This window comes from Xinfangfangia pollutisoli (genome assembly GCF_020179405.1).
Taxonomy (GTDB): Bacteria; Pseudomonadota; Alphaproteobacteria; order Rhodobacterales; family Rhodobacteraceae; genus Pseudogemmobacter; species Pseudogemmobacter pollutisoli.
In genome coordinates, this window is sequence record NZ_JAICBZ010000040.1 from 1 (window position 1) to 25,579 (window position 25,579).

Genomic DNA, 25,579 nt, shown 5'->3' on the forward strand with positions numbered 1-25,579 from the left:
ATGCCCCGCCCCGAGGCGCAGGCGCGGATCAAGGCGCTGTGCGCCGAGGCGCAGCGCGGCGGCCCGGGTCTGCTGGCGCTGGTGGCGCGCGATTTCCCCGATCTGGACCTGTCCGTCGCAGGCGGTCTGGGCCAGGCGCCCGCCGAGGCGCGGGCCTTCGCGGCCAGCCTGAAGGGGCTTTAGCGCCCCGGTCGCGGCGGCGTAGGGATCAGGCCTCTTCGCCGCCCAGAATCGCCAGGAAGGCCGGGCCGAAACGCTCGGCCTTTTGCGCATCCATGCCCTGCAGCCGTTCCAGATCGGCCAGCGAGCGCGGCCGGCGCTCGGCGATCTGGCGCAGGGTCGCATTGGTGCAGGACAGCGGCTTGCCTGTGCCATCGGCGCCGCGCTGCAGCCGCAGCTGCGCCGCCGCCAGCCGGTCGAAGACCGCGCCCTCGGCGCGCCCCGCAAGCGCCCGCCGCGCCGGATGCTGCGCCGGCGCTTCGGCGCCCAGGATCACCTGCAGGAAGGCGCTGCCATAGCTGTCCAGCTTCTTGGCGCCGATCCCGGTGATGCCGGCCATCTGGTCCAGCGTCGAGGGCCGCTTCTCGGCCATCTCGATCAGCGTGCGGTCGGCGAAGATCACATAGGCCGGCACATTCGCCGCCTCGGCCAGCGCCCGCCGCTTGGCCTTCAGCGCCGACAGAAGCGGCGCGTCCTCTTCGGACACCAGCATGCGCAGGGGCGTTTTCGGCGCGGCCTGCAGCGCATCCTTGCGCAGCACCACCTGCACCTCGCCGCGCAGCACCGGCCGGGCCGCTTCGGTCATCCGCAGGGCGCCGTGGCGTTCGGGATCGGGGCGGATCAGGTCGCGCCCCATCATCTGGCGGAACACCGCATCCCATTGCGCCTTCGACAAATCCCGCCCGACGCCGAAGGTCGGCAGCCCGTCATGGCCGCGCTCGCGCACCTTGTCGGTCATCTGCCCGGTCAGGATGTCGATCAGATGGCCCTTGCCATAGCTTTCCCCGGTGCGCAGCGCCGCCGACAGCGCCTTGCGCACCGCATCGGTGGCATCGAAGACCTCGGCCGGGCGGTCGCACAGGTCGCAATTGCCGCAGGGCTGCGAGGCCTCGCCGAAATAGCCCAGCAGCACCTGGCGCCGGCAGGCCGTGGCCTCGGCCAGGCCGAGAAGCGCGTTCAGCCGGCCATGATCGGCCTGCTTGCGGTCCATCGGCGCCACGCCTTCGTCGATCTGGCTGCGGCGATAGCGGATGTCGTCGGCGCCATACAGCGTCAGCGTCTCGGCCGGGGCGCCATCGCGGCCGGCACGGCCGATTTCCTGGTAATAGCTTTCGATCGACTTCGGCAGATCGGCATGGGCGACCCAGCGGATATCCGGCTTGTCGATCCCCATGCCGAAGGCCACCGTCGCCACGACGATCAGCCCGTCATCGCGCTGGAACCGGGTTTCGACCTGGCGGCGGTCGTCCGGGTCCATGCCGCCGTGATAATACAGCGCCGAATGCCCGGCCTCGCGCAGCGCCTGGGCCAGCGTCTCGGTCTTGGCCCGCGTGCCGCAATAGACAATGCCCGACTGGCCCTTGCGCGCCGCGGCAAAGCGCAGGATCTGCTCGCGCGGGGTGTGTTTGGCGGCGAAGGCCAGATGGATGTTCGGCCGGTCAAAGCCACGCAGGAAGGTTTCCGGCGTCCGGCCTTCAAACAGCCGCGTGACGATTTCGGCGCGGGTTTCCTCATCCGCGGTGGCGGTGAAGGCCGCGACGGGCACATTCAGCGCCCGGCGCAGATCGCCGATCCGCAGGTAATCGGGGCGGAAATCATGGCCCCATTGCGAAACGCAATGCGCCTCGTCCACCGCGATCAGGCTGACGCCGGCGCGGCGAAGCAACGGAAGGGTCGCGCCCGAGGCCAGACGTTCGGGCGCCATGTACAGAAGCTTCAGCCGGCCCTCTTCCAGCGCGGCGAACACTTCTTCGGTTTCCTGGTCGGTATTGCCCGAGGTCAGCGCCCCCGCCTCGACCCCGGCTTCGCGCAGGCCCCGCACCTGATCGCGCATCAAGGCGATCAGCGGCGAGATCACCACCGTCACCCCGCTGCGGCACAAGGCGGGCAGCTGGAAGCACAGCGATTTGCCGCCGCCCGTGGGCATGATCGCCAAGGTGTCGCGCCCCGCGGTCACGGCGGCCACGATTTCCTCTTGCCCCGGCCGGAAGCCCGGGAATCCGAAGACCCGGGCCAGAAGGGATGCCGGATCGGGCATCACATCAGATAGGCGGCGTTGTTCGTCAGGACGATGCGCAGGGCGATGACGCCGATCAGCACGATCAGCGGCGCGAAATCGATGCCCGAGGTCACCGGCACGATGCGGCGGACCTGGGAATACAGCGGCTCCAGCACGCGGTTCAGCCCGTCCCAGATCTGCGCGACCAGCGGCTGGCGCAGGTTCAGCACCTGGAAGTTGATCAGCCAGGACATGATCACATGCACCAGGATCACGTAATAGATCAGGTCAAGGATCAGCATCAGGATCTGGAAAAGCGAAACCATCGGGCCCTCGATCGGTGATTGACCTGAGGTAGCGCGCGGGGGGGCAAAGGGCAATCCCTTGGCTTTGGCCTACGCAGGGTCACACTTGACCTTTGCAGCCGCAGCATGACAGTCGGGCCCGGATAGGAGGTGCCGATGTATCCCTGGTTCCGCATGGCCAAGGAATTGTGGAAATTCCGCAAGGCCCCGAAACTCGCCCCGTTCGACACCCATGTCAGCACCCATCGCTGCTGGCCCTGGGACATCGACCCGTTTCTGGAACTGAACAACGGCCGCACCCTGACGCTGTACGATCTGGGCCGGCTGCCCTTTGGCAATCGCACCGGAATGAACCAGCTGGCGCGGCAGAAGGGCTGGGGCATGGCGGTGGCGGGCGTGTCGGTGCGCTATCGGCGGCGGATCACCACCTTTCAGCGCTTCACCATGAAGACGCGGCTGATCGGCTGGGATGCGCGCTTCACCTATCTTGAACAATCGATCTGGCGCGGCGGCGACTGCGCCTCGCATATCCTGCTGCGCATGGCGCTGACCCGTGGGCGCAATGGCATTCTGCCGCCGGCCGAGCTGGCGCAGGCGCTGGGCCTGCCGGGGGAAAGCCCGGCGCTGCCCGATTGGGTCATGGCCTGGATCGAGGCCGACGCCCAGCGGCCCTGGCCGCCGATGGCGGACGCGCCGAGCTGACGCCGGCAAACCCGGGATCTGACCACGGCGCCTTCTGACCGCGGCGCCTTGCGCCTGTGGCGGATTTCGGGCTCACTCCGCGCCAGCAGCGGGGGGCGGGATATGGTCAGCGCAAAGAAACGGATCTGGGGCTGGTATTTCTTCGACTGGGCCAGCCAGCCCTACAATACCTTGTTGCTGACCTTCATCTTCGGCCCCTATTTCGCCGAGGTGGCGCGCGACTTCTTTACCACCCAGGGCGCCGATGCCGAAACCGCCGCCGCGCATTCCCAGGCCTATTGGACCACGGGCCAGACGATCACCGGCTTCTTGATCGCGCTCCTCTCGCCGGTTCTGGGCGCCATCGCCGATGGGGCGGGGCGGCGGATGCTGTGGATCTGGATCTTCTCGGTGCTTTACGTGCTGGGCGCCTGGGCGCTGTGGTGGTGCATGCCGCAGATGCCGGGCCTGTTCTGGCCGGTGTTCTGGTTCAGCCTGGGCTTCATCGGCATGGAGATGGCGACCAACTTCACCAATGCGCTGATGCCCGACCTGACCGGACATGACGAGATGGGCAAGATCTCGGGCACGGGCTTTGCCTTCGGCTATGCCGGCGGCGTGATCGCGCTGTTCATCGTGCTGCTGTTCTTTGCCGAGGACGGCACGACCGGAAAGACCTTTATCGGGCTTGATCCGGCCTTCGGCCTGAATGCGGCGCTGCGCGAAGGCACGCGCTCGGTCGGACCCTTCACCGCGATCTGGTATGCGGTCTTCATGCTGCCCTTCTTTCTGTGGGTGCGCGAACCCGTGCTGCGGGGCGCACGCCAGAACGTGGCGCAGTCGCTGCGGGGCCTGTGGCAGTCAATCCGGGCGCTGGGCCAGCGGCGCAGCCTGGCGAATTTCCTTGTCAGCTCAATGTTGTACCGGGATTCGCTGAATGCGGTCTATGGGCTGGGCGGGGCCTATGCCAGCAACGTCATGGGCTGGAGCGTGGTTCAATCGGGGATCTTCGGCATTCTGGCCGCGATCACCGCGGCGCTGTTCAGCTGGATGGGCGGCTATTTCGATTCGCGCTACGGGCCCAAGGTGGTGATCGTCTGGTCGATCCTGGCGCTGACCGCGGTGATCGTGGTCATGGTGGGGCTGACGCCGGACAGCCTGTTCGGGCAGGCCTTCGCCGCGGGCTCGTCGATGCCAAATACGATCTTCTACATCTGCGGCGCGGTGATCGGCGCGGCGGGGGGCACGGTTCAGGCCGCCAGCCGGACGCTGATGGTCTATCACGTCACGCCGGAAACCGCGGCCTCGGGCTTCGGGCTTTACGGCCTGTCGGGCAAGGCCACGGCCTTCCTGGCCCCGGCGCTGATCACGGCGGCCACGCTTGCCAGCGGGAATGCGCGCATCGGCATCTCGCCCCTGATCGGGCTGTTCCTTCTGGGACTTGTCCTGCTAGTCTGGGTCAACCCCAAAGGCGAGAAATCCTGATGCTGCGTCGCGCCCTGCTGTTTTGCGCAATCCTTCTGATGCCCGCCCCGGCTATGGCCGAAACTCTGGCGAACAAGCTGTTCGGCGCGGCGCAGCTGCCCAGCCAGCAAAAGCCGATGCCGGTCGGGTCTTATTCGCGGGGCTGCGCGGCGGGGCTGATGGAATTGCCGGAAACCGGCCCGACCTGGCAGGCGATGCGCCTGTCGCGGCACCGCAATTTCGGCCAGCCCGAGATGATCCAGTTCCTGGTCGACCTGTCGCAGGAAGCCAGGCAGCTGGGCTGGGGCAAGGGGCTTTACATCGGCGATATCAGCCAGCCGCGCGGCGGGCCGATGACCTCGGGCCATGCCAGCCATCAGATCGGGCTGGATGCCGATATCTGGTGGCTGGCGCCCAAGCGGTTGGACCTGTCGGCGAAAGAGCGCGAGAAGATCTCGTCCATCCCGATGCGCTCGGCCGATCAGCTGTCGGTGACCAAAAGCTTTGGCCCGAAGGCGCGGGCGTTGCTGAAGGCGGCCGCCAGCGATCCGCGCGTCGACCGCATCTTCGTGGCCGCCGCGATCAAGATCGAGATCTGCAAGACCGCCAAGAACAGCGACAGGAAATGGCTGCAGAAACTGCGCCCGGTGGCCGGCCATGACACGCATTTCCATGTGCGGCTGAAATGCCCGAAAGGCGCCAAACTGTGCGAGACGCAGACCCCGACCGTCAGCGAATTGTCCAAGGGCGGCAATGGCTGCGACGATACGCTGATGTGGTGGGTGACCGATTATCTGAACCCGCCCAAGGGCACGAAGAAACCGAAAGACCCCGATGCTCCGAAGAAGAAGGGGCCGCGCGACTACACGATGGCCGATCTGCCGGCGCAATGCCGCACCGTTCTCGCTTCGGACTGATCGCCGCCGGGGCGCTGCTGCTGATCGGGCTGCAATCGGCCGCGCCGCCCCAGGCGCCGCCGGGCTATCTGTCATCCTATCGCTGGCAGATCGACGATCCCCGCTTTGGCGGTTTCTCGGCGATCGACCTGTCCGGGGACGGGGCCCGCTTCACCGCCGTGTCGGACCGCGGCAGCTGGGTCAGCGGGCAGATCCTGCGCGATGCTTCGGGGCGGATCACCGGCCTGCAGGCGGGGCCGGTTCTGCCCCTGCAGGATGCGGATGGCAAAGCGTTGCGCGGCAAGGCGGGCGATGCCGAAGGGCTGGCGATCGGGGCCGATGGCACGGCCTGGGTGTCGTTCGAGGGCGATACGCGGGTGATGCGCTATGACCGGCTGGACGGGCCCGCGGTGGAATTGCCCCGGGCCGAGGCCTTCGGCCGCATGCACCCGAATGGCGGGCCCGAGGCCTTGGCCATCGACGCGCTGGGCCGGCTGTACACCCTGCCCGAAGGCTATGAGGGCATGGGCTGGCCGGTGCCGATCTTTCGCTACGATGCCGGGGAATGGACCCTGGCCTTCCGCTTTCCGCGCGATCCGGCCTTCCTGCCGGCCGGCGCCGATTTCGGCCCCGATGGCCGGCTGTACGTGCTGGAGCGCAAGTTCCTGGGCCCCGGCGGTTTTGCCAGCCGGGTGATCGCGCTGGATCTGCCGGCAGGCGACGCGCCACCCGGCGAAGATCCCCCGATGCTGCAGCCGCAGACGGTGCTGGAAACCCCGCCCGGGCTGCATGACAATCTGGAAGGTCTGGCCGTCTGGCGCGACGCCGCCGGCCAGATCCGGCTGACCCTGATCGCCGACGACAATTTCACCTTCTATCTGCGCACGGAAATCGTCGAATACCGCCTTCCGCCAGACCCGCCGTAACGGCAAAGTTGACGCATCCGCACAGGCCCGCTAAAGCGCGCCGTCCCCGGCAGAAGGCTGGGGCCAAGTCTCCGCTACCTTGTCAAAACGGAATCAGACATGCACCGAATTCTGCCCGGCATCCTTGCCATGGCCGCCATCGTCGTGGCCTCGAACATCCTCGTCCAGTTCCCCATGGGTGGCTACCTGACCTGGGGCGCGATCACCTATCCTTTCGCCTTCCTGGTCACCGACCTGACCAATCGCCTGCAGGGGCCGCAGGCCGCGCGCCGGGTGGTGCTGATCGGCTTTGTCACCGGCATTGCCTGCTCGCTGATCGGCACCCGGATCATCGGCGAGTTCGGCCCGCTGGTCACGCTGCGCATCGCGCTGGGCTCGGGCGCGGCCTTCCTGGCGGCGCAACTGCTGGACATCACCCTGTTCAACCGCCTGCGCCGCGCGGCCTGGTGGAAGGCGCCTTTCGTGTCGACGCTGGCCTCGTCGACGCTGGACACCTGCATCTTCTTCACCACCGCTTTCGCCGCCTTCCTGACCGTGCTGGAACCCTTGAACGATGTCAGCTGGGCCGCCACGCCGACGCCCCTGCTGGGCCAGGGGCCCGAACTGCCGTTCTGGGTTTCGCTGGCCGTCGCGGATTGGAGCGTGAAGATTGCCCTCGCAATCATCGCCCTGATCCCGTTCCGCATCATTGTCGGAAGACTGACCGCAAGGGTTGCGTAATTTCTGTTGACGAACACAAAATCTGTGTCACGCTTTCCTTATCGGCAATCTTTTGAAAGGAGGTGATCCAGTGTCTAGAGGGATATTGGAGAGAGAGGTCGGAACAGTCAGGAGGCGTGTTTTCTAAGGGCAGCCCCGAGAAAACAGACCACTGGTTGGGCCCAGATCCCTAACTGGCCCATCTCCTTGGAACTCGGAAAGGGTCGCCCCCGCGGGCGACCCTTTCTCTTGTGGCTTCGCGGCTTGTGGACAGGCCGCCCGCCGCCTAATTTGCCGCCATGCTGCATGTGACCGACACGATCGCCCTTGCCGATTGGGAGCTGAGCGAAAGCTTCATGCGCGCCTCGGGGCCGGGGGGGCAGAATGTCAACAAGGTCTCGACCGCGGTCGAGTTGCGCTTCGAGGCCGAACGCTCGCCGCATCTGGCCCCGCCGGTGAAGGCGCGGCTTAAAAAACTGGCAGGCCGACGCTGGACATTGGACGGCGCGCTGGTGATTCAGGTCGATGAAACCCGCAGCCAAGCCCGCAACCGCGAGATCGCCCGCGAGCGTCTGGTCGATCTAATCCGCGCGGCGCTGGTGGCGCCCAAGCGGCGGATCGCCACCAAGCCCACGCTGGGCAGCCAGCGCCGCAGACTGGCGGCCAAGGGCCTGCGGGGCGAGGTCAAGGCGCTGCGCGGACGAATCGAAGACGCGGAATAAGCGTCGAATCCGTTGCGGCCCGGGCCGAGACAGGCTAGCCAGCGCCGGAATGCAACACCCGGATCACGATCCGGCGACAGCAAGGTGACAGGCGCATGACCGACCAAGGCAACGGCCAGCCCAGCGGCCCGATCAACCGCTGGAAAACGCTGGACAAGGACCTTGGCCGCGTGGCCCAGCTGGAACAGGCCTCGGCGGCGATCTCGCGGCCGATGGTGGCGATCGGAATTTCCATCGTTTTCGTGCTGGTCTGCGGCCTGGCGGCCCTGGGCCTGACCGGGCAGGGCAGCGGCACGGCGATCATCGTCGCCGCCGCGGTTTTCGGCGCCTATATGGCGCTGAACATCGGCGCCAATGACGTGGCCAACAACATGGGCCCGGCGGTGGGCGCAAATGCGCTGTCGATGGGCGGCGCGCTGATCATTGCCGCAGTGTTCGAAACCGCGGGCGCGCTGATCGCCGGCGGCGATGTGGTCAGCACGATTTCGGGCGGCATCGTCGCGCCCTCGGCCGTGGCCGATCCCGATACGTTCATCTGGGCGATGATGGCGGCGCTGATCGCCTCGGCCCTGTGGCTGAACCTGGCCACCTGGTTCGGCGCGCCGGTTTCGACCACCCATTCCATCGTCGGCGGGGTGATGGGGGCGGGGATCGTCGCCGCCGGCTTTGGCGCGGTGCAATGGGCGACGATGGGCCAGATCGCCGCGTCCTGGATCATCTCGCCCATTCTGGGCGGCGCCATCGCGGCACTGTTCCTGGCCTTCATCAAGGCCTTCATCAACGATGTGCCCGACAAGCTGGCGGCCGCGCGGCGCTGGGTGCCCTTGCTGATCGGCATCATGGCCGGGTCCTTCACCGCCTATCTGGCGATGAAGGGGCTGAAGAAGGTCGTCGATATCCGGCTGGATCAGGCGCTGCTCATGGGCCTGGCGGTCGGTATCGCGGTGACTTTCGTGATGCGCCCGCTGGTGCGGCGCCAGTCCGAGGGGATGGAGAACCGCAAGCGGTCGCTGAAACAGCTGTTCGGCATGCCGCTGATCATCTCGGCCGCCTTGCTGTCTTTTGCCCATGGCGCGAATGATGTGGCCAATGCCGTGGGCCCCCTGGCCGCCATTGTTCATGCCGTGCAGGATGCCGGCACTTCGGAACGGGTGACGATCCCGCTTTGGGTGATGATGATCGGGGCCGCCGGAATTTCCTTTGGCCTGATGCTGTTCGGGCCGAAGCTGATCCGCATGGTCGGTCAGGAAATCACCAAGCTGAACCAGCTGCGCGCCTTCTGCGTGGCGCTGTCGGCCTCGATCACGGTGATCGTCGCCTCGGCGCTGGGCCTGCCGGTCTCCTCGACCCATATCGCGGTGGGGGCGGTGTTCGGCGTGGGCTTCTACCGCGAATGGGAGGCCGAGCGGCGGGCGCGGATCCTGAACCTGCAGAAGGGCAAGCCGCTGACCGCCGAGGAACGCAAGCGGCGTAAGCTGGTGCGGCGCAGCCATGTTCTGGGCATCGGCGCGGCCTGGGTGATCACCGTGCCGGCCACGGCGGTTCTGTCGGCGCTGCTGTTCCTGGGGATGAACCGGCTGTTCTGACCGGCCCCCGGCCGGGCCTAGACCAGCACCTCTTCGGCGACCTGGGCGCCCACGCCGAAGACCCGCTTGTAGCGCGCCACTTCCTCGGCCGGGCCCATCGCCTTGTTGGGATTGTCCGACAGTTTCACCGTCGGCCGTCCATTGGCCGAAACCGCCTTGCACACCAGCGAGAAGGGCGCCAGCGCATCGCCCGGCACCAGCCCGCGGAAGTCATTGGTCAGCATCGTGCCCCAGCCGAAAGACACCCGCACCCGGCCGTGAAAGCGCCGCGACAGCTCTTCGATCTTTTCGACATCCAGCCCGTCCGAGAAGATCACCAGCTTGCGCGTCGGATCTTCGCCGCGGTCCTTCCACCAGCGGATGGCATTTTCGGTCGCCGCCGCCGGATCGCCCGAATCGATGCGGATCCCGGTCCAGCTGGCCAGCCAGTCGGGCGCGCGCTTCAGGAAACCCTCGGTCCCGTAAGTGTCGGGCAGGATGATGCGCAGATTGCCGTCATGTTCCTCGTGCCAATCGGCCAGAACCTGATAGGGCGCCTGGGCCAGCTGGGCATCGGTCTCGGCCAGGGCGGAATAGACCATGGGCAGTTCATGCGCATTGGTGCCCACCGCCTCAAGGTCGCGCCGCATGGCGATCAGACAGTTCGAGGTGCCGGTGAACTTGTCGCCCAACCCCTCGCCCAGCGCCTGCACGCACCAATCCTGCCACAGGAACCCATGCCGGCGGCGCGTGCCGAAATCGGCCAGCTTCAACCCGGGAACCTGCCGCAGCCGTTCCAGCTTTTCCCAGACCCGCGCCATGGCCCTTGCATACAGCACCTGCAGCTCGAAGCGCCGCATCTCCTTCAGCACCGCGCGCGAGCGCAGCTCCATCAGCACCGCCAGCGCGGGAATTTCCCACAGCATGACCTCGGGCCATTTGCCTTCGAAGGTCAGCTCATACTGGCCGTCGCGCTTTTCCAGATGGTAGGGCGGCAGGCGCAGGTTTTCGAACCATTCCATGAAATCGGGGCGGAACATCTGCCGCTTGCCATAGAAGGTGTTGCCGCGCAGCCAGGTGCTTTCCCCGCGCCGCAGCGACAGCGAGCGCACATGATCCAGCTGCTCGCGCAATTCGCCTTCATCGACCAATTCGGCCAGACGCACCGATTTCGTGCGGTTGATCAGGCTGAAGACGACGGTCGTATCCGGCTTGTTGCGGAAAATCGACTGGCACATCAGCAGCTTGTAAAAGTCGGTGTCCAGAAGAGACCGGACGATCGGATCAATCTTCCAATTGTGATTGTAGACGCGGCTGGCGATGTCGGCCATGGCTTACCCCTCCAGCACGACGCCGGCGTCGATCATCGCCGCCTGCGCCTCGATCAGGCTGCCGTCCAGGTCGATTGCCCGGCAGGCCTCCATCAGCACTTCGGCATCAAAGCCCAGCCGGGCCGCATCCATCGCCGAATAGGCCACGCAGAAATCGGTGGCCAGACCCACGAAGGTCAGACGTGAAATCCCGCGCGCGCGCAGATAGCCCTCCAGCCCGGTGGGCGTGGTGCGGTCATTCTCGAAGAAGGCGGAATAGCTGTCGATCCCGGGGCGAAAGCCCTTGCGGATCACCGCCTGCGCCGCGGCGGCGCGCAGTTCCGGGTGGAAGGCGGCGCCTTCGGTGCCGATGATGCAGTGATCGGGCCACAGGACCTGCATGCCATAGGGCATTTCCGTCACCGAAAAGGCGGCGGCGCCCTGGTTCGAGGCGAAAGAGGCGTGGTTGCGCGGGTGCCAGTCCTGGGTCAGCACGACGCAGGAATAGTCGTCGATCAGCGCATTGATCTTCGGCACCACCTCATTCCCGCCGGCCACGGCCAGCGCGCCGCCGGGGCAGAAATCGTTCTGCACGTCGATCACGATCAGGGCGTCGGTCGCGGGGCGCATCGGCGGTCTCCGGCTTGGGAATGTCCTTGCGTAAGTCCCGCCCCGGCCCCCGTCAAGCGAAGCGCTTGAATTTCCGGGGCGGCGGCGTCATTCAGCCCGCATGCTGACCGTGGCCGCGCTGTATCATTTCGCCCGTCTTGCCGACCCGGCCGCCCTGCAGGCGCCGCTTCTGGACCTGTGCCAGGCAGGCGGCGTCAAGGGCTCGCTTCTGTTGGCGCCCGAGGGGGTGAATGGCACGATTGCCGGCCCGGCCGCGGGCGTGGCTTCGGTGATCGCGCATCTGCGCGCCCTGCCGGGCCTGGCCGATCTGGTCTGGAAGGAAAGCTTTGCCGAGACCATGCCCTTCGGTCGGATGAAGGTGAAACTGAAGCGCGAGATCGTGACCCTGGGCGTGCCCGGCGTGGACCCGACCGCCGCCGTCGGCCGCTATGTGGCGCCCGTCGATTGGAACGCGCTGATCAGCGCCCCGGATGTGGCGGTGATCGACACGCGCAACGATTACGAAGTGGCGCTTGGCAGCTTCGAAGGTGCCGTCGACCCGGGCACGAAAACCTTCCGCGATTTCCCCGCCTGGTGGGCGGAAAACGGCGCCCGCTTTGCCAACAAGCGCATCGCCATGTTCTGCACCGGCGGCATCCGCTGCGAGAAATCGACCAATTACCTCTTGTCGCAAGGCGTGGCCGAGGTGTTCCACCTGCAGGGCGGCATCCTGAAATACCTGGAAGAGGTGCCCGAAGACCAATCGCTCTGGCAGGGCGAATGCTATGTCTTCGACGGCCGCGTCTCGGTCGGCCACGGGCTGATCCCCGGCGAAAACACCAGCTGCGGCGCCTGCCGCCGCCCGGTCACGCCCGAAGGCCGCGCGCATCCCGATTACGAGGAAGGCGTCTGCTGCCCGGCCTGCGTCGGCGACTACAGCGCCGCCGACCGCGCCCGCTTTCGCGAAAGGCAACGCCAGATGGTCCTGGCCGCGGCGCGCGGCACAAGCCATCTCGGCGCGTCCTAATCTTCCGGCCTTCCTCTCTGCGCAAATATCCTGCGGGGGTCCGGGGGTGCAAAACCCCCGGCTTAGCCCAGCAGGTCCCGCACCCGCGGAATGACCTTCTCGCCGTAAAGCCGCACGCAATTCATCTGCGCCTCATGCGGCACCGGGCCGGTGACATATTTCAGGTCGAACCGCGCCAGGCCCAGATCGCGCATGGTGGCGGCGATCTTCTGCGCCACGGTTTCAGGGCTGCCGACATAAAGCGCGCCATGCTCGACCTCGTCGAGGAAGCGATCTTTCGTCACCGGCGGCCAGCCGCGTTCGCGGCCCAGACGGCCGAACATCTCGGCATGGGCGGGGAAGGCGATCTCGCGCGCTTCCGCATCGGTTTCGGCGATGAAGCCGGGGGAATGCACACCGATCGGACGCTCGGGCTTGCCCAGCTGGGCACAGGCGCGCTTGTACAGGTCGACATAGGGCAGGAAGCGCCGCGCATCGCCGCCGATGATCGCCAGCATCAGCTGCAGATCCTGCCGCACCACCCGCACCACCGATTCCGGGCTGCCGCCCACGCCGACCCAGACCGGCATGCCTTCCGGGCCCAGGGGCGGATAAACCTTCGCATCGGTCAGCCCGCTGCGGGTCTGGCCCGACCAGGTCACCCGATCCTCGCGCAGCAGCCGGGCCAGCAGATCCAGCTTTTCCTCGAACAGCTGCTCGTAATCGTCCAGCGCATAGCCGAACAGCGGATAGCTTTCGGTAAAGGAGCCGCGGCCCACGATCACCTCGGCCCGGCCGTTCGACACGGCGTTCAGGGTGGAAAAGCGCTGGAACACCCGCACCGGATCGTCGGTCGACAGCACCGTCACCGCGGTGCCCAGCCGGATGCGGCGGGTGCGTCCGGCAATGGCGGCCAGAACGATTTCCGGCGCCGAGATCGCGAAATCGGGGCGGTGATGTTCGCCGAGGCCGATGAAATCGACCCCGCTCTGGTCGGCCAGCACCGCCTGTTCCACCACGTCGCGCAGGACCTGGTCCTGCGGCTTGGGCTGCCCGTTGGCGCCGTGGGTCACATCGCCGAACGTGTCGAGGCCCAGGGAAATTTCTGTGGTCATGGCATGGCTCCTGTTGCGGCCAAGATAGGCGTGCAGGCGCGCGCGGCAAGCTGCGGCGATGCAGGGCAAGGGGCGAATGCGCGCACCGAAGCCGGGGGCGGGGGGCGGCAAGACCCGGGGCGCTGCCCCGGACCCCGGGATATTTTTCCAGAGAGGAAGGCAGGCCCGGCCGGATCAGGCCCGGTCCCGCACCAGAAGCTGGGTGCCGTCCTGCTTCACCTCGAAGCGCGGCAGCTTGCGGATCAGGTCCGACAGTTTGGCGCTGCCATAGGTGCGGGTGTCGAAATCCGGATTGCCCTGGGTGATGAACTGGCCGATCTGCCCCAGCGAGAACCATTCGCCTTCCGGGTCGATCGCCCGCATCGCGGCGGCGATCAGCGGAATAGCGCGGGCGGGCGCTTCCTTGGTGGCGCGGCCGGGTTGGTCGGGCCCCGGCTCGGGGCTGGGATCGGCGGGGGTCGGGTCGGGCGTGCCGCGGGCGCTGCGCGGCTCTTCCACCGGGGCGGACAGGTTTTCCACATAGATGAAGCGCTTGCAGGCCATGCGGAAGGCTTCGGGCGTCTTCTTCTCGCCGATGCCATAGACATCCAGCCCCTGTTCGCGGATCCGCGCCGCCAGGCGGGTGAAATCGCTGTCGGACGAGACCAGGACGAAGCCGTCGAACAGGCCGGAATGCAGGAAATCCATCGCCGCGATGACCAGCCCGATATCCGAGGCGTTCTTGCCCTTGGTATTGGCGAATTGCTGGTCGGCCACCAGCCCCAGGGCGGCCACCTTGCGGGCCCAGGCGTTCAGCCGCAGCGCCGACCAGTCGCCATAGATCCGGCGGACCGAGGCTTCGCCCAGGGCGGCGATTTCTTCGAAGATCGCTTCGGCATAGCCCGCAGGCACGTTGTCGGCGTCGATCAGCACGCAAAGCCGCGGCGCGCGGGTAGGGAGTTCGGGCATGGAAGCCTCCTTGTTGCGGCCAGTGTCGCAGGTTCGGGGCGGAACGGAAAGGCTTAGGCGGTCAGGGGCAGCGCCTGTGCGGCCAGAACCCGCAGCGCATCGTCTGGCGCGATGCCCAACAGAAGGCCGCGCTGGCCGGCATTGATCCAGACTTTCGGCGCGGTCATCGGGGCTGCATCGAACAGGACCGGCACGGCGCGTTTCTGCCCGAAGGGCGAGATGCCGCCCACGCGGTAGCCGGTCAGCTTTTCGGCCTTGGCCGGCGGCATCATCGCCGCGGCCTTGCCCCGGAACCCCGCCGCGACCTTCTTCATCGACAGATGCCGGTCCGAGGCCAGAACGCAGCAGGCGGGCTTGCCGTCCACCTCGACCATCAGGGTCTTCAGCGTCAGGCCAGGGTCCAGCCCCAGCGCCGCCGCCGCGGCCAATCCCACCGCATCGGCATCGGGATCGTAGTCATAGGGGTGCAGCGTGACCGCCACGCCCTGCGCTTCCAGGAACTTCAGGCCCTGTGTCGATGCCATGCGCCGCGCGGGGACCGTCCCGCCTCCTTTGGTCGTATCGTCAAATGACGAAGCCAAGGTCTGATACAGGCGGCGTTGATGAAACCCAAGAACCGCTTTTCGATGTCGCCGCAGCGGGCAGCCTGAACCCGGTCGCGACCCTGCGACCGAGCGGAACCGTCTGCCCCCGTCTTCACCTGCTGGACGCCCAGGGGAAAAGCCTGCGCTCGGCCCAGACCAGAATCTGGTTGATGCACAGGCCGATCACGCCGATCACGATCAATGCCGCGTAAAGATCGGCGCTGCGATAGGACCGTTGCGCGACGAAGATGTCATAGCCCAGGCCCGGCAAAGAGGCCTGCATCTCGGTCACCACCGTCATGATCAGCGCAAGCGCCAGCCCGGTGCGCAGCCCGGGGAAGATATCCCTGAAGGCCGATGGCAGATGAACGGTCAGAAAGGCCCGCAGCCTTCCCATTTCCAGCACACGCGCCAATTCGCGCAGCCCGACAGGCACATTCTGGAAGCCGTGTACCGTCCCGAGCAAGACCGGCCACATCGAGCCGAAGGCGATCACGAAGACCGACATCGCCTCATTCAGGCCGAACATCAGGATCGCCACGGGAATGATGGCGGATGCCGGCAGGGGCCGGATCGCGTCGAGGGTGGGCATCAGCAGGCGCCGCACAAGGGCAGAGCTGCCAAGCGCCGCCCCCAGCAGGATGCCGATCCCCGAGGCCAGCGCGAAGCCCGTGACCATGCGATGCGTGGTGGCCAGCATGCTGGCCGCCAAGCTGCCGTTCAGCGTCTGACGCCACAGCACCGCAAAGGCGTCGACCGGGCCGACCAGAAAGCTGCGCTTCACAAGCCCCATCTGGGCAACCGCCTGCCACAGCGCCAGAAAGGCCAGGGCAGACAGCAGCATCAGGGTGAAGCGATGAAGAAGGATCGGCCGCATCATCGCGCCATCTCGGTTGAAAATCGGTTCAGAAGATTGGACAGCGCGCCGGCAGCGGCGCCAAGTCCAGCAAGCCAGACGATACAGGCATACATCAGATCGGGCCGGAACGACTGCTGCGCCAAGATCAGCTGATAGCCCAGCCCGCGCGGATTGGCGAGGATCTCGACCGTGACGGAAACGACCAGCGCAAAGCCCATGGCGGTGCGCAGACCCACGACGATACGGCCGAAGACCGCCGGCAGGATGATCACGCGCAACCGTCTTGCCAGCCCCATTTCCAGCACATCCGCCACTTCCAGCAGGCGCCGGTCGATGCCGCGCGTGGCGGCAAGGGCCGCAACCATCACCGGCCAGGCGGTGGCATAGGCGACGATCACCATCTGAAGGGCCAGCCCGAAGCCGAAGACCAGCAGGGCCAGCGGTGTGAAGGCGATGGCGGGAATGGCGCGCAGCATTTCGACCGTCGGCCGGGTGGCGATCTCCGCCATCGGCTGCAGGCCAAGGAACACCCCCAGCACGGCGCCGGTCACGGCACCGACCAGCAGCCCCAATCCGGCCGCCTGCAGGGTTTGCAGGGTCGCCGTCAGCAGGCTTCCGTCAAGGATCGCCGCGATGCCGGCCCTTGCGATCGACGAGGGACGCGAGAAGGCGCCCTCGTCGATATAGCCGCCGGCCGCGGCCGCCTCCCATCCGATCAGCAGGGTCGCCGGAACGATCAGGGACAGGACGAGGTTGGTCATCCGCGCGGCAAGGCCGGCGGGCAACAGGTTCACAGGGGGGCGGCGCATGGCTTGCGGCATGCTGGCGTCAATCGCCCGCGACGAGGGTCTTGGTATCGACATCCCCGGTCAGCAGGTCGAATTCGCGCCCGACACCGACGAAGAAATCGAAATCGGCGGGGACGATCGCCGTGCGCCATGCGGGCGTATAGGGCGGGTTCACGTTCAGATGGGTTTTCGCGATCTCGCCCGCCGCGTCGCGATTGGCCCGGATCCAGTCGATGCTTTCGTCAAGGCAGGCTGTGAAGGCCTTCACCGCCTCGGGATTGCTGCGCGCCCATTCGCCGGTCGTGGCCCAGAGCGTGATCAGTGCATCATCGGCCACCGCGGAATAATACTCACCGGCGTTGCGCTCGGCCAGGCCGCCGCTGACCAACGCGCCCAACACCGGCTCGGCCGCGACCACCGCATCAATGCTTCCCGCCTTCATCATCTCGGCCATGCGGGGGAAGGGCACTTCGACAAAGGTGATCGTGGCGGGATCGACCCCCTCGGTCACCAGCCATTTGCGAAACACAAGATCGGCCACCGACAGCAAACCGGGCACGCCGACCTTACGGCCTTCCAGGTCCTTGGCCGTGGTGATGCCCAGGCCCGTGCGGGTGACCAGGCTTAGCCCTTCATTGCCCTTTTGCATGACCGAACTGCCCGCGATGGCGACCATGTCGATGCCATTTTCGACCGCGGGCAGGATGACCGTCGGCGTGCTGATCCCGATCTGCAGCGAGCCGGACAGAAGCGCCGGCGGGATATTGGTCACAACCGGGGTCGGCACCAGGACACTGTCATAGCCCGCCCGCTTCAGGCAGCCATTCTCATGCGCGACAAGGCCGGGCAATGTGTCAATCGAGGGCGGAAAGCCGATATGGATCGTCTCATCCGCAAGGGCCGCTCCTGCTGCGCAGAAAGCTGCAAGCGTCAGCGGCAGAAATGCCTTAGTCATGTGTTTCCTCCCATGGAATATGGCCCGGCCTTCTGTGCCAGCCTTCTGTGCCCGGCCTTTCTGGCCGGGTTCTGCGTTCAGTGTCCGACGATCAACTGGTGCAGCTGGTGCCTGCGCGCGATGAATTCGGCCGCTTCGCGGGTGGTCAGCTGGTGGCGCGGCCGGGCCAGCGCGATGTCAAGCGTGGTCAGGATCCGGCCGGGATTGGCCCCCAGCCCCATCACCCGGTCGCCCAGATAGATCGCCTCTTCCAGGTCATGGGTGATGAAGATCACGGTAATGCCTTCGCGGGCGACCAGATCCAGCAACTCGTCCTGCAGCGATTGCCGCGTCATCGCGTCCAGCGCGCCGAAGGGTTCATCCATCAGCAGAAGACGCGGCCGTTGCGCCAGGCAGCGGGCGATCTGCACGCGTTGCTGCATTCCGCCCGACAGTTCGGACGGGTATTTCTCGGCCGCGGCAGCAAGCCCTGTCATCGCAAGCAGCCGTGTCACCTCGGCTTCGGCGTCCTGGCGGCTTACCGATCCGGGGCTGATGCCCAGCCGGACATTGGCGCGCACGGTGCGCCAGGGCAGCAGCGCGCGGCCATAATCCTGAAACACGATCGCCCGCTCGCGCGACGGGGCGGTGACCGGAGCGCCCTCGAACAGGATTTCCCCCGAGGTCGGGCGCTGCAGGCCGGCGATCTGACGCAAGAGCGTGGTCTTGCCGCAGCCTGACCCCCCGACGATGCAGAACACCTCGCCAGAGCGGACGTCGAAGCTGATCCCCTCAAAGACGCAATGGCGCTGCGGCCCGGTTCCGAAGACCATGGATGCGCCCCTGACACGGATGGCAACGCCGTCCTGCGCCCGTCGGGGCACCGCTGTCGCATCGGTCTGGCCTGTCTGGCCTGTCATCTGCATGGCCGCATCTCCTCCGCTTCGGGGTGCAAGCCGCTGGCAGGGCAACCGGCAGGTTGCGCCTTTCAGTGCGTGCAGTGTTCCGACGTCCCTCCGGTTCACCGCAGCGGCCCCCTCCTCGGGTCACAAACGATGAATTCAGGAAATCGTATTCGGGTGGATCTGCAGGGTCTTGTTCCAGAGCGCGGCCTTCATGGACCCGGAGTGCGGTGCCGTTTTCGGAGCCGAAAATTAAAAAATGTTTGTTATCAGACTATTGGCGCGATTTCGCTTCGGCGGTCGCCTGCAGGGCGCACAATCAGGCAATGCCGGCTTCCCTTTCAGACCAGACAGCCGCCTTCCCGACATGACAGCTTTCCTCAGGGCAGGAGGAGTTGGACATGGCAGAATTGTCGGGTCCGCGTTCGCTCTCGAACGCGAAGGAATGGATGCTGGACAAGCTGAAGGCCGCGGTTCATCCGATGGGCCTGACCGACCCGGATGCCACCCGCGAGGTGATTGCCGGGCTGAAGGGGCTGGACGGTGCGCAATGGGCGGCGGCCTGGATGGCCAAGGGTGATGCCTTTGCCGCCGTCGCCGAGAAAGCCGAGGCTGCGGGTGACGCCGATGCGGCGCGCGCGGCCTGGTATCAGGCCTATGGCTTCTACTTCCTGGGTCGCTTTCCCTGCCCGAACCACCCGGACAAGGAAGACAGCTATCGCCGCGAAGTCGCCGCCTATCAGCGGTTTGGCCGTCTGGCACGGCCCGCGATCGAGGTGGTGACCGTTCCCTTCGACGGGCGCGCGGGCGAAGGCCGCGAGATCACCTTCTATGTGCGGATGCCCGAAGGCGTGGCAAATCCGCCGGTCATCGCCATGTGGGGCGGGGTCGACGCCTGGAAAGAGGAAATGACCATCCTGACCGAAGGTCTGGCGAAAGAGGGCTTCGCGACCATCGCGCTGGACAATGTCGGCACCGGGCAATCGCCGATCAAGGCCGGCCCCGATGGCGAGCGGCAGTTCCTGCCGGTTTTCGACTGGATCGAGACCTGCGGCCGGTTCGCGCCGGGGCGGCTGGCGATTGTCGGGCGCTCGTTCGGGGGGCATTGGGCGACCAAGCTGGCGCATCTTTTCCCGCAGCGGTTCCGGGCGGCGGTGAACTGGGGGGGCGGCGTGCATTTCATGTTCCAGCCCGACTGGATCGAGGCCTCGCGCCATCCCGACAGCTATCTGATGGAGCTGGTCGAGACCCGCTCGCGGATGCTGGGGGCTGCGAATGACGCCGAATACATCGCCGGGTTCAAGCGGCTTTCCCTGCTGGATCAGGGGCTGCTGGATCAGCCCTGCGCGCCGCTGCTGCTGATCAACGGCAAGAACGACACGCAATGCCCGGTCACCGATATCGAGCTGCTGACAGAACATGGCGACCCGAAAGCGGTGCGCCTTTTCCCGGGGCGCGGCCATATGGGCTTTGGCCCCGGCACCGTGCCCGCGATCATCGGCTGGCTGAAAAGCCACCTTGCCTGACACCCGGAGGAAACATGGCGAACTGGCAGGAAATGATGCCCAGCACACGGGCATATCTGATGAACAAGGTGCTGTATGAGCTGCACCACAAGCCCGATGACCTTGCAGCCTACAAGGCCGATGCCGAGGCCTATCTGGCGCGCTTCGGCCTGCCGCAGGATCTGGCCGACTGCATCCGCAACAATGATGTCGCGAACATGTATCTGACCGGCGTCAATCCCTATCTGCTGCGCGCCCATTGCATCGGGGTCCGCATCCCCGAGGATGTAAGCCTTGCCGCGCTGCGCAGCCTGCTGACCCATGAGGATTACAACAATGGCTGAGATCACCGGCATCTACACCGCCTCGCATACCCCGGTCATGCTGAACTTCCCCGACCGGATTCCGGCCGAGCTGAAGGATGAGATCTTCGGGGCCTACAAGGCGATGGGCGACGACTTCATGTCGGGCAAGCCCGATGCGCTGATCGTGCTGTCGAACGACCACCTGCACAACTTCTTCCTCGACAATTTCCCGGCCTATTGCATCGGTTGCGCCGAAAGCTACGAAAGCCCGATCGAGCATTGGCTGCATGCCAAGCGCCGGGTCTTTGCCGGCGACCAGGCCTTTGGCGCCTATCTGCTGCAGGAAGCCTATCAGGCCGATTTCGACCCGTCCTTCTCGATGGAGATGGTGCTGGATCACGGCTCGCTTACGCCGCTGGAACTGGCGGGGGTGGATCCGGATCTGCCGATCGTGCCGGTGCTGATCAACTGCGTGCAGCCGCCCATGCCGACGATGCGGCGCAGCTATGCGCTTGGCCAGTTCCTCGGGCGGGCGATCCGCGCCTATGAAGGCGTGGACCGTGTGGCGATCCTGGCCACGGGCGGCATCAGCCATGACATCGCCACCCCGCGCATGGGCATGGTGAATGAGGAATTCGACCAGACCTTCCTCACTCTGATGGAGAAGGGCGATATCGAAGGCACGCTGCGCTATGCCACCGATTTCGTCCACACCGCGGGCAATGGCTGCGAAGAGATCCGCATGTGGATGGCCGCGATGGGCGCGGCGGACGGGGCGCCGTTCCGGCGGGCCTATTACCGGGCGGTGAACGATTGGTATACCGGCATCGGCATCGGTCGGTTCGAGGTTTGATGCCATGATCCGCCAAAGAAAGCCGGCAGCGCGAAGCGCGCTTGTCATCGGCGGGGGCATTGCCGGCATGTCGGCGGCGCTGGCGCTTGCCGAGGTCGGGGTCGCCGTGCGGCTGATCGACAGCGATCCCGACTGGAAGGTCTACGGCGCCGGAATCACCATCACCGGGCCGACGCTGCGGGTGATGAAACGTCTGGGCATTCTCGACCGCGTGATGGCCGAGGGCTGGACGGCGGATGGCCTGCTGGCCTGCGATGCGCAGGGGGCCGAGCTGGCCCGGATCGACACTTCGGACGCGGCATTGGGCGAGGTGCCGGGTGCGGGCGGCATTCTGCGGCCCGCGCTGCATCAGATGCTGTCCGAGCGGGTGCGCGCCAGCGGGATCGCCGTCGATCTTGGCCTGTCGGTCCGCGCGCTTGCACAGGGGCAGCCGCGCCAGGTGACCTTCTCGGATGGCAGCAGCGCGGCCTATGATCTGGTCGTGGGCGCCGATGGCATCTTTTCGGCGACCCGCGACATGCTGTTCCCCGGCCTGCCTGCGCCGAAATATGTGGGCCAGGTCTGCTGGCGGCTGATGACAGAACGCCATCCGCAGATCGACCGGCGCACCTATTTCCTGGGCGGGCCGTTGAAGGTGGGGATGAACCCGGTCTCGCCCGAGGGCATGTACATGTTCCTGCTGGAACCGGTGCCGCAGTTCCAGCGCCTGCCGGATGAGGCCCTGCCCGGACGGCTGGCCGAGTTGATGGCGCCCTATGGCGGCATCGTTGCCGATGTGCGCGACGCGATTACCGCCGGCTCCACCATCGTGGCCCGGCCGCTGGAAACCATTTTCCTGCCGGAACCCTGGTATCGTGACGGTGTCGTGCTGATCGGCGATGCCGCGCATGCCACGACACCGCAGCTTGCCTCGGGCGCCGGAATGGCGATGGAGGATGGCCTGGTTCTGGGCGAGGAAATCGCCCGCGCCGACAGCGTGGAGGCGGCGCTTGCCGCCTTCCAGGGCCGACGCTACGCCCGCTGCGCGACGGTGGTTGAAAATTCCCTGCAACTGGGGCGCCTGGAGCGGGCCTGCTCGACACCCGTCGAACAGATCCGCGTGGTCGAGGATGCCCTCAAGAAACTGAACGAGCCCTACTGATGTTCCTGACCGTCAACGACCATCTTCAGCACGTCATGATCGCTGGCCCCGAAGACGGGCCGGTGCTGGTGCTGCTGCATTCGCTGGGCACTTCGGGGCTGTTGTGGCAGGCGCAGGTGGCGCATTTCGCCCGCAGCCATCGGGTGATCTGCCCCGATTTCCGCGGCCATGGGCTCAGCGCCGAAAGCCGCGTTCCCCTGACCTGCGCGGATCTGGCCGGGGATGTCCTGGCCATCCTCGACCGGTTCGGGGTGAACAGCTTCGCGCTGGCGGGCTGTTCATTGGGCGGCGTGGTGGCGCAGATCGTGGCCGCCCGCGCGGGCCAGCGGGTCACGGGACTGGTGATCTTCGACAGCTATATCGCCAGCCTGAACCCGCCGATGTGGCGCGATCGGGCGGCCAAGGTTCGGGCCGACGGGCTGGCCTCGATTGCGGAAGGGGTGCTGAAGCTTTGGATCAGCCCCGCCGAGGCCGAGACGCCGGAAGGCGCCGGTTTGCGCCAGATCCTCGCCCGGGCCAGCAGCGAGGGCTATGCCGCCGCCTGCGACGCCCTGGCCGAGGTGGACAACCGCGCCATCGCCGGCAGCATCCTTTGCCCAACCATCGTTGCCTCGGGGTCCGAAGACCGTGCCGTGCCGCTGGCCGCCAGCCAGGCGCTGGCCGAGGCCATCTCTGGCGCATCGGTCGAAGTCATCGCGGGGGCGGGGCACATCCCGCTGCTGCATCACGCGGAAACCTGCTGCAGCCTGATCGGGCGCATCACCTGAACCAGACCGGATGGCGCGGCTTTCGGAGGGGCGGCCGCGTCAGAGCAAAGGGAGGAAACCTTGCACCACATTATCCCAGTCCTGTCGTCTGGTCCGACCGGACCGCACGGCAGCACCAGGCAGAAACCGGGGGAGGAAGGTCAATGAACGATCTGCGCGACCGTTTCACCGGCCGTTTGGAGGACCGCCGTTTCCTGACCGGCACAGGCCGCTATGTCGATGACATCACCTTGCCGCATCAGGCCCATATGGCGCTGGTGCTGTCGCCTTACGCCCATGCGGTGCTGCGCGGCATTGATACCGCCGAGGCCGAGGCGATGCCCGGCGTTCTGGCGGTGCTGACCGGCGCCGATGTGCTGGCAGACGGGCTTGGTCCGGTGCCGCCCTTCTTCATGCCGAAGATGTGGGGCGGGCCTGAAGGCTATGCCACGCTGCGCCCGATCCTGTGTACGGACAGGGTGCGCTGCGTCGGCGACCGTGTGGCCATCGTCATCGCGGAAACCCGCGATCAGGCCCGGCTTGCGGCGGAAATGGTGGCGGTGGACTATGACCCGCTGCCCGTCGTCACCAGCGCGCGCGCGGCGCTTGAAGGCGATGGCGTGCCGCTTTGGGAGGACAATCCGACCGGAAATCTGTCGTGCAGCCTGGAAATGGGCGACAAGGCCGCCACGGCCGCCGCCTTTGCCGCGGCCGATGTGACGCTGCACCGTCATTTCCTGACCCCGCGTCTGGCGCCCGCGTCGCTGGAGCCGCGGGGCTGTATCGGCCATTATGACGCCGGCGAGGATCGCTATACGCTGCATACCTCGTCGCAGGATCCGCATGGCTTCCGCGCGGTGATCGCCCGCAATGTGCTGAAATGCGCCGAAAGCCGCATTCGGGTGATCTCGCCCGATGTCGGCGGCGGTTTTGGTCTGAAAGCGCATATGCATCCCGAGGATGCGCTGGTGCTTTGGGCCTCGCGCCGCACCGGGCGGCCGGTGAAATGGATCGCGACCCGGTCCGAGGCGATGATGACCGACACCCAGGGCCGCGGCCAGGAGATCGAGGCCGAAATCGCGCTGAACCGCGATGGCAAGGTGCTGGCGGTGCGGGCGACCGCCTGGACGAATATGGGCGCCTATTTCTGGGGAACGGCGACACCGCCCTTCTATTTCGCGATGCAGCTGATCCCCAATGTCTATGATCTTGGGGCGGTTGATCTGACCAATCATGCCGTCTTCACCAATATCGCCCCGATGAGCGTCTATCGCGGCGCGGGCCGGCCCGAGGCGACGTTCGTGATGGAGCGGCTGATGGACGAGGCCGCCGCCGCCATCGGCATGGATCCGGTGGAGTTGCGCCTGAAGAACGTGATCGCCCCCGAGGCGATGCCGTTCAAGACCGCAACCGGCATGGTGTATGACAGCGGCGAATTCGCCAACATGATCCGCAAGGCGCGTGCCGCGGCGGATTGGGCGGGATTTCCCGCCCGCGCCGAGGCAAGCCGGGCGAAGGGGTTGCTTCGGGGCCGCTCGTTGATCTCGTATATCGAGGTTGCGGGGGTGATGAACGAAAGGATGGAACTGCGGTTCGAACCCGACGGAACCTTGACCATTCTGGCTGGCACCCATTCGCATGGGCAGGGGCATGCCACCGTCTTTACCGAACTGGTGGCGGACTGGTTGTCGATCCCGGCCGAAAGCATCCGCTATGTGCAGGGCGATACCGACAGGATCCTGGTCGGGCGCGGCACCTTCGCCGCCCGCTCGTCGATGCTGGGCGGCTCGGCGCTTTTGCGGGCGAAGGATGCGCTGATCGAGCGGGCAAAGGAAATGGCGGCCGTGGTGCTGCAGGCCGAGATCGCGGATATCGACTTCGAGCAGGGCATGCTGAAGGTCAGGGGCAGCAACAAGGCGCTGTCTCTCATCGAGGCGGCAAAGCTGTTCTATCTGCCCGCGGGCCCCGCGAACCTGCTGGGCATCGGGCTGACCGGCGCGGGCACGGCGGCGGGCAAGCCGGGCGCTGCGCCGAACTACCCCAATGGCTGCATGGTCTGCGAGGTCGAGGTGAACCCGAAAACCGGGGCGCTGACGATCGAGCGCTTTGTCGCCTTTGACGATGTGGGCCGGATCCTGAACGCCACGCTTTGCGAAGGGCAGATCCATGGCGGCATCGCGCAGGGGCTGGGTCAGGCCCTGCTGGAAGCGATGACCTATGACGAGGATGGCCAGCTCACCTCGGGCTCGTTCATGGATTACTGCATGCCCCGGGCCGAGCATATGCCCGCCGTCGATTCGTATCTGCTGGAGGTGCCCTGCGCCACCAATCCGCTGCAGGTGAAGGGCGTCGGCGAATCCGGCGCCATCGGGACGCCTGCCGCTTTGGTCAATGCGGTGATGGACGCCATCCGCCCGCTTGGCGTGACGTCCATCGACATGCCGGTCACTCAGGCCCGGCTGTGGCAAACGCTTCGGGATGCCGAGGCAGGAGTATAA

25 protein-coding genes and 1 pseudogene are annotated in these 25,579 nt (G+C 66.4%); 15 read left to right on the forward strand and 11 right to left on the reverse strand.

Annotated elements, in window-relative coordinates; all coding sequences use genetic code 11:
* Positions 1–183: pseudogene (locus K1Y73_RS12685) on the forward strand (adenylosuccinate lyase family protein); the annotation flags it as partial.
* Positions 184–208: 25 nt separating this feature from the next.
* On the opposite strand, the gene recQ reads toward K1Y73_RS12685, so the two are convergent.
* A complete protein-coding gene (gene recQ, locus K1Y73_RS12690; RefSeq protein ID WP_225028669.1) occupies positions 209–2,257 on the reverse strand; it encodes a DNA helicase RecQ in 2,049 nt (682 codons plus the stop codon).
* On the reverse strand, positions 2,257–2,544 hold the full coding sequence (locus tag K1Y73_RS12695; RefSeq protein ID WP_225028670.1) for a YggT family protein: 288 nt from the start codon (positions 2,542–2,544) through the stop codon (positions 2,257–2,259). Before K1Y73_RS12695 ends, recQ begins: the two co-directional genes overlap by 1 nt.
* 135 nt (positions 2,545–2,679) lie before the next feature.
* Here K1Y73_RS12695 and K1Y73_RS12700 point away from each other — a divergent pair, with 135 nt between their 5' ends.
* The 7 genes from K1Y73_RS12700 (at position 2,680) to K1Y73_RS12730 (ending at position 9,497) form a co-directional block, all read left to right on the forward strand.
* Entirely contained in the window at positions 2,680–3,225 is a 546-nt protein-coding gene (locus K1Y73_RS12700; protein ID WP_225028671.1) for an acyl-CoA thioesterase, read from the forward strand.
* A gap of 102 nt (positions 3,226–3,327) precedes the next feature.
* Positions 3,328–4,689, forward strand: coding sequence for an MFS transporter (locus K1Y73_RS12705; protein WP_225028672.1), 1,362 nt, complete (start codon positions 3,328–3,330; stop codon positions 4,687–4,689).
* The gene (mepA, locus tag K1Y73_RS12710; RefSeq protein WP_225028673.1) at positions 4,689–5,585 is read left to right on the forward strand and encodes a penicillin-insensitive murein endopeptidase; all 897 of its coding nucleotides are present in this window, start codon (positions 4,689–4,691) and stop codon (positions 5,583–5,585) included. Before K1Y73_RS12705 ends, mepA begins: the two co-directional genes overlap by 1 nt.
* On the forward strand, positions 5,558–6,490 hold the full coding sequence (locus K1Y73_RS12715; protein WP_225028674.1) for an esterase-like activity of phytase family protein: 933 nt from the start codon (positions 5,558–5,560) through the stop codon (positions 6,488–6,490). Before mepA ends, K1Y73_RS12715 begins: the two co-directional genes overlap by 28 nt.
* A gap of 99 nt (positions 6,491–6,589) precedes the next feature.
* Complete coding sequence (locus K1Y73_RS12720) at positions 6,590–7,210, forward strand: queuosine precursor transporter (RefSeq protein WP_225028675.1); 621 nt, start codon at positions 6,590–6,592, stop codon at positions 7,208–7,210.
* 278 nt (positions 7,211–7,488) lie between these two features.
* Positions 7,489–7,911, forward strand: a complete 423-nt coding sequence (gene arfB, locus K1Y73_RS12725) for an alternative ribosome rescue aminoacyl-tRNA hydrolase ArfB (protein WP_225028676.1) — start codon at positions 7,489–7,491, stop codon at positions 7,909–7,911.
* Positions 7,912–8,006: 95 nt separating this feature from the next.
* Complete coding sequence (locus K1Y73_RS12730) at positions 8,007–9,497, forward strand: inorganic phosphate transporter (RefSeq protein WP_225028677.1); 1,491 nt, start codon at positions 8,007–8,009, stop codon at positions 9,495–9,497.
* Between the two features lie 17 nt (positions 9,498–9,514).
* On the opposite strand, the gene pncB is transcribed toward K1Y73_RS12730, so the two are convergent.
* Both pncB and pncA read right to left on the reverse strand, forming a co-directional pair.
* A complete protein-coding gene (gene pncB / locus K1Y73_RS12735; RefSeq protein WP_225028678.1) occupies positions 9,515–10,807 on the reverse strand; it encodes a nicotinate phosphoribosyltransferase in 1,293 nt (430 codons plus the stop codon).
* A 3-nt stretch (positions 10,808–10,810) separates the two neighbouring features.
* Positions 10,811–11,416 carry a bifunctional nicotinamidase/pyrazinamidase gene (pncA, locus tag K1Y73_RS12740; protein ID WP_225028679.1) on the reverse strand — a complete coding sequence of 202 codons (606 nt, stop codon included), beginning with the start codon at positions 11,414–11,416 and terminating at the stop codon, positions 10,811–10,813.
* A gap of 100 nt (positions 11,417–11,516) precedes the next feature.
* On the opposite strand from pncA, the gene trhO reads away from it, so the two are divergent.
* The gene (gene trhO, locus K1Y73_RS12745; protein ID WP_225028680.1) at positions 11,517–12,422 is read left to right on the forward strand and encodes an oxygen-dependent tRNA uridine(34) hydroxylase TrhO; all 906 of its coding nucleotides are present in this window, start codon (positions 11,517–11,519) and stop codon (positions 12,420–12,422) included.
* A 62-nt stretch (positions 12,423–12,484) separates the two neighbouring features.
* On the opposite strand, the gene K1Y73_RS12750 is transcribed toward trhO, so the two are convergent.
* The 7 genes from K1Y73_RS12750 to K1Y73_RS12780 all read right to left on the reverse strand — a co-directional run bounded on the left by K1Y73_RS12750 (position 12,485) and on the right by K1Y73_RS12780 (position 18,462).
* Positions 12,485–13,516: an LLM class flavin-dependent oxidoreductase gene (locus tag K1Y73_RS12750; protein ID WP_225028681.1), complete on the reverse strand. Its 1,032-nt coding sequence runs from the start codon at positions 13,514–13,516 to the stop codon at positions 12,485–12,487.
* A 174-nt stretch (positions 13,517–13,690) separates the two neighbouring features.
* Positions 13,691–14,464 carry an NYN domain-containing protein gene (locus K1Y73_RS12755; RefSeq protein ID WP_225028682.1) on the reverse strand — a complete coding sequence of 258 codons (774 nt, stop codon included), beginning with the start codon at positions 14,462–14,464 and terminating at the stop codon, positions 13,691–13,693.
* Between the two features lie 53 nt (positions 14,465–14,517).
* Positions 14,518–14,988, reverse strand: coding sequence for a YbaK/EbsC family protein (locus K1Y73_RS12760; RefSeq protein ID WP_225028683.1), 471 nt, complete (start codon positions 14,986–14,988; stop codon positions 14,518–14,520).
* Between the two features lie 172 nt (positions 14,989–15,160).
* On the reverse strand, positions 15,161–15,928 hold the full coding sequence (locus tag K1Y73_RS12765) for an ABC transporter permease (protein WP_225028684.1): 768 nt from the start codon (positions 15,926–15,928) through the stop codon (positions 15,161–15,163).
* A complete protein-coding gene (locus K1Y73_RS12770; protein ID WP_225028685.1) occupies positions 15,925–16,716 on the reverse strand; it encodes an ABC transporter permease in 792 nt (263 codons plus the stop codon). Before K1Y73_RS12770 ends, K1Y73_RS12765 begins: the two co-directional genes overlap by 4 nt.
* 19 nt (positions 16,717–16,735) lie before the next feature.
* Complete coding sequence (locus tag K1Y73_RS12775; RefSeq protein WP_225028686.1) at positions 16,736–17,650, reverse strand: ABC transporter substrate-binding protein; 915 nt, start codon at positions 17,648–17,650, stop codon at positions 16,736–16,738.
* Positions 17,651–17,727: 77 nt separating this feature from the next.
* On the reverse strand, positions 17,728–18,462 hold the full coding sequence (locus K1Y73_RS12780; protein WP_225028687.1) for an ABC transporter ATP-binding protein: 735 nt from the start codon (positions 18,460–18,462) through the stop codon (positions 17,728–17,730).
* Positions 18,463–18,932: 470 nt separating this feature from the next.
* Here K1Y73_RS12780 and K1Y73_RS12785 point away from each other — a divergent pair, with 470 nt between their 5' ends.
* The 6 genes from K1Y73_RS12785 to K1Y73_RS12810 all read left to right on the forward strand — a co-directional run bounded on the left by K1Y73_RS12785 (position 18,933) and on the right by K1Y73_RS12810 (position 25,579).
* Positions 18,933–20,057 (forward strand): alpha/beta hydrolase family protein, encoded by a 1,125-nt coding sequence (locus tag K1Y73_RS12785; RefSeq protein ID WP_225028688.1) that lies wholly within the window; start codon positions 18,933–18,935, stop codon positions 20,055–20,057.
* A gap of 14 nt (positions 20,058–20,071) precedes the next feature.
* Entirely contained in the window at positions 20,072–20,380 is a 309-nt protein-coding gene (locus tag K1Y73_RS12790; RefSeq protein WP_225028689.1) for a subunit of meta cleavage enzyme, read from the forward strand.
* Positions 20,373–21,194 carry a DODA-type extradiol aromatic ring-opening family dioxygenase gene (locus K1Y73_RS12795; RefSeq protein WP_225028690.1) on the forward strand — a complete coding sequence of 274 codons (822 nt, stop codon included), beginning with the start codon at positions 20,373–20,375 and terminating at the stop codon, positions 21,192–21,194. Before K1Y73_RS12790 ends, K1Y73_RS12795 begins: the two co-directional genes overlap by 8 nt.
* Before the next feature lie 4 nt (positions 21,195–21,198).
* Positions 21,199–22,335, forward strand: a complete 1,137-nt coding sequence (locus K1Y73_RS12800; RefSeq protein ID WP_225028691.1) for an FAD-dependent monooxygenase — start codon at positions 21,199–21,201, stop codon at positions 22,333–22,335.
* A complete protein-coding gene (locus tag K1Y73_RS12805) occupies positions 22,335–23,102 on the forward strand; it encodes an alpha/beta fold hydrolase (protein WP_225028692.1) in 768 nt (255 codons plus the stop codon). The genes K1Y73_RS12800 and K1Y73_RS12805 overlap by 1 nt, the downstream gene beginning before the upstream one ends.
* Before the next feature lie 143 nt (positions 23,103–23,245).
* Positions 23,246–25,579 (forward strand): xanthine dehydrogenase family protein molybdopterin-binding subunit, encoded by a 2,334-nt coding sequence (locus tag K1Y73_RS12810; protein ID WP_225028693.1) that lies wholly within the window; start codon positions 23,246–23,248, stop codon positions 25,577–25,579.

Coding starts and splice junctions, on each gene's coding strand:
- recQ (WP_225028669.1), bottom strand. CDS start 2,257: ATGCCCGATCCGGCATCCCTTCTGGCCCGGGTCTTCGGATTCCCGGGC.
- K1Y73_RS12695 (WP_225028670.1), bottom strand. CDS start 2,544: ATGGTTTCGCTTTTCCAGATCCTGATGCTGATCCTTGACCTGATCTAT.
- K1Y73_RS12700 (WP_225028671.1), top strand. CDS start 2,680: ATGTATCCCTGGTTCCGCATGGCCAAGGAATTGTGGAAATTCCGCAAG.
- K1Y73_RS12705 (WP_225028672.1), top strand. CDS start 3,328: ATGGTCAGCGCAAAGAAACGGATCTGGGGCTGGTATTTCTTCGACTGG.
- mepA (WP_225028673.1), top strand. CDS start 4,689: ATGCTGCGTCGCGCCCTGCTGTTTTGCGCAATCCTTCTGATGCCCGCC.
- K1Y73_RS12715 (WP_225028674.1), top strand. CDS start 5,558: ATGCCGCACCGTTCTCGCTTCGGACTGATCGCCGCCGGGGCGCTGCTG.
- K1Y73_RS12720 (WP_225028675.1), top strand. CDS start 6,590: ATGCACCGAATTCTGCCCGGCATCCTTGCCATGGCCGCCATCGTCGTG.
- arfB (WP_225028676.1), top strand. CDS start 7,489: ATGCTGCATGTGACCGACACGATCGCCCTTGCCGATTGGGAGCTGAGC.
- K1Y73_RS12730 (WP_225028677.1), top strand. CDS start 8,007: ATGACCGACCAAGGCAACGGCCAGCCCAGCGGCCCGATCAACCGCTGG.
- pncB (WP_225028678.1), bottom strand. CDS start 10,807: ATGGCCGACATCGCCAGCCGCGTCTACAATCACAATTGGAAGATTGAT.
- pncA (WP_225028679.1), bottom strand. CDS start 11,416: ATGCGCCCCGCGACCGACGCCCTGATCGTGATCGACGTGCAGAACGAT.
- trhO (WP_225028680.1), top strand. CDS start 11,517: ATGCTGACCGTGGCCGCGCTGTATCATTTCGCCCGTCTTGCCGACCCG.
- K1Y73_RS12750 (WP_225028681.1), bottom strand. CDS start 13,516: ATGACCACAGAAATTTCCCTGGGCCTCGACACGTTCGGCGATGTGACC.
- K1Y73_RS12755 (WP_225028682.1), bottom strand. CDS start 14,464: ATGCCCGAACTCCCTACCCGCGCGCCGCGGCTTTGCGTGCTGATCGAC.
- K1Y73_RS12760 (WP_225028683.1), bottom strand. CDS start 14,988: ATGGCATCGACACAGGGCCTGAAGTTCCTGGAAGCGCAGGGCGTGGCG.
- K1Y73_RS12765 (WP_225028684.1), bottom strand. CDS start 15,928: ATGATGCGGCCGATCCTTCTTCATCGCTTCACCCTGATGCTGCTGTCT.
- K1Y73_RS12770 (WP_225028685.1), bottom strand. CDS start 16,716: ATGCGCCGCCCCCCTGTGAACCTGTTGCCCGCCGGCCTTGCCGCGCGG.
- K1Y73_RS12775 (WP_225028686.1), bottom strand. CDS start 17,650: ATGACTAAGGCATTTCTGCCGCTGACGCTTGCAGCTTTCTGCGCAGCA.
- K1Y73_RS12780 (WP_225028687.1), bottom strand. CDS start 18,462: ATGGTCTTCGGAACCGGGCCGCAGCGCCATTGCGTCTTTGAGGGGATC.
- K1Y73_RS12785 (WP_225028688.1), top strand. CDS start 18,933: ATGGCAGAATTGTCGGGTCCGCGTTCGCTCTCGAACGCGAAGGAATGG.
- K1Y73_RS12790 (WP_225028689.1), top strand. CDS start 20,072: ATGGCGAACTGGCAGGAAATGATGCCCAGCACACGGGCATATCTGATG.
- K1Y73_RS12795 (WP_225028690.1), top strand. CDS start 20,373: ATGGCTGAGATCACCGGCATCTACACCGCCTCGCATACCCCGGTCATG.
- K1Y73_RS12800 (WP_225028691.1), top strand. CDS start 21,199: ATGATCCGCCAAAGAAAGCCGGCAGCGCGAAGCGCGCTTGTCATCGGC.
- K1Y73_RS12805 (WP_225028692.1), top strand. CDS start 22,335: ATGTTCCTGACCGTCAACGACCATCTTCAGCACGTCATGATCGCTGGC.
- K1Y73_RS12810 (WP_225028693.1), top strand. CDS start 23,246: ATGAACGATCTGCGCGACCGTTTCACCGGCCGTTTGGAGGACCGCCGT.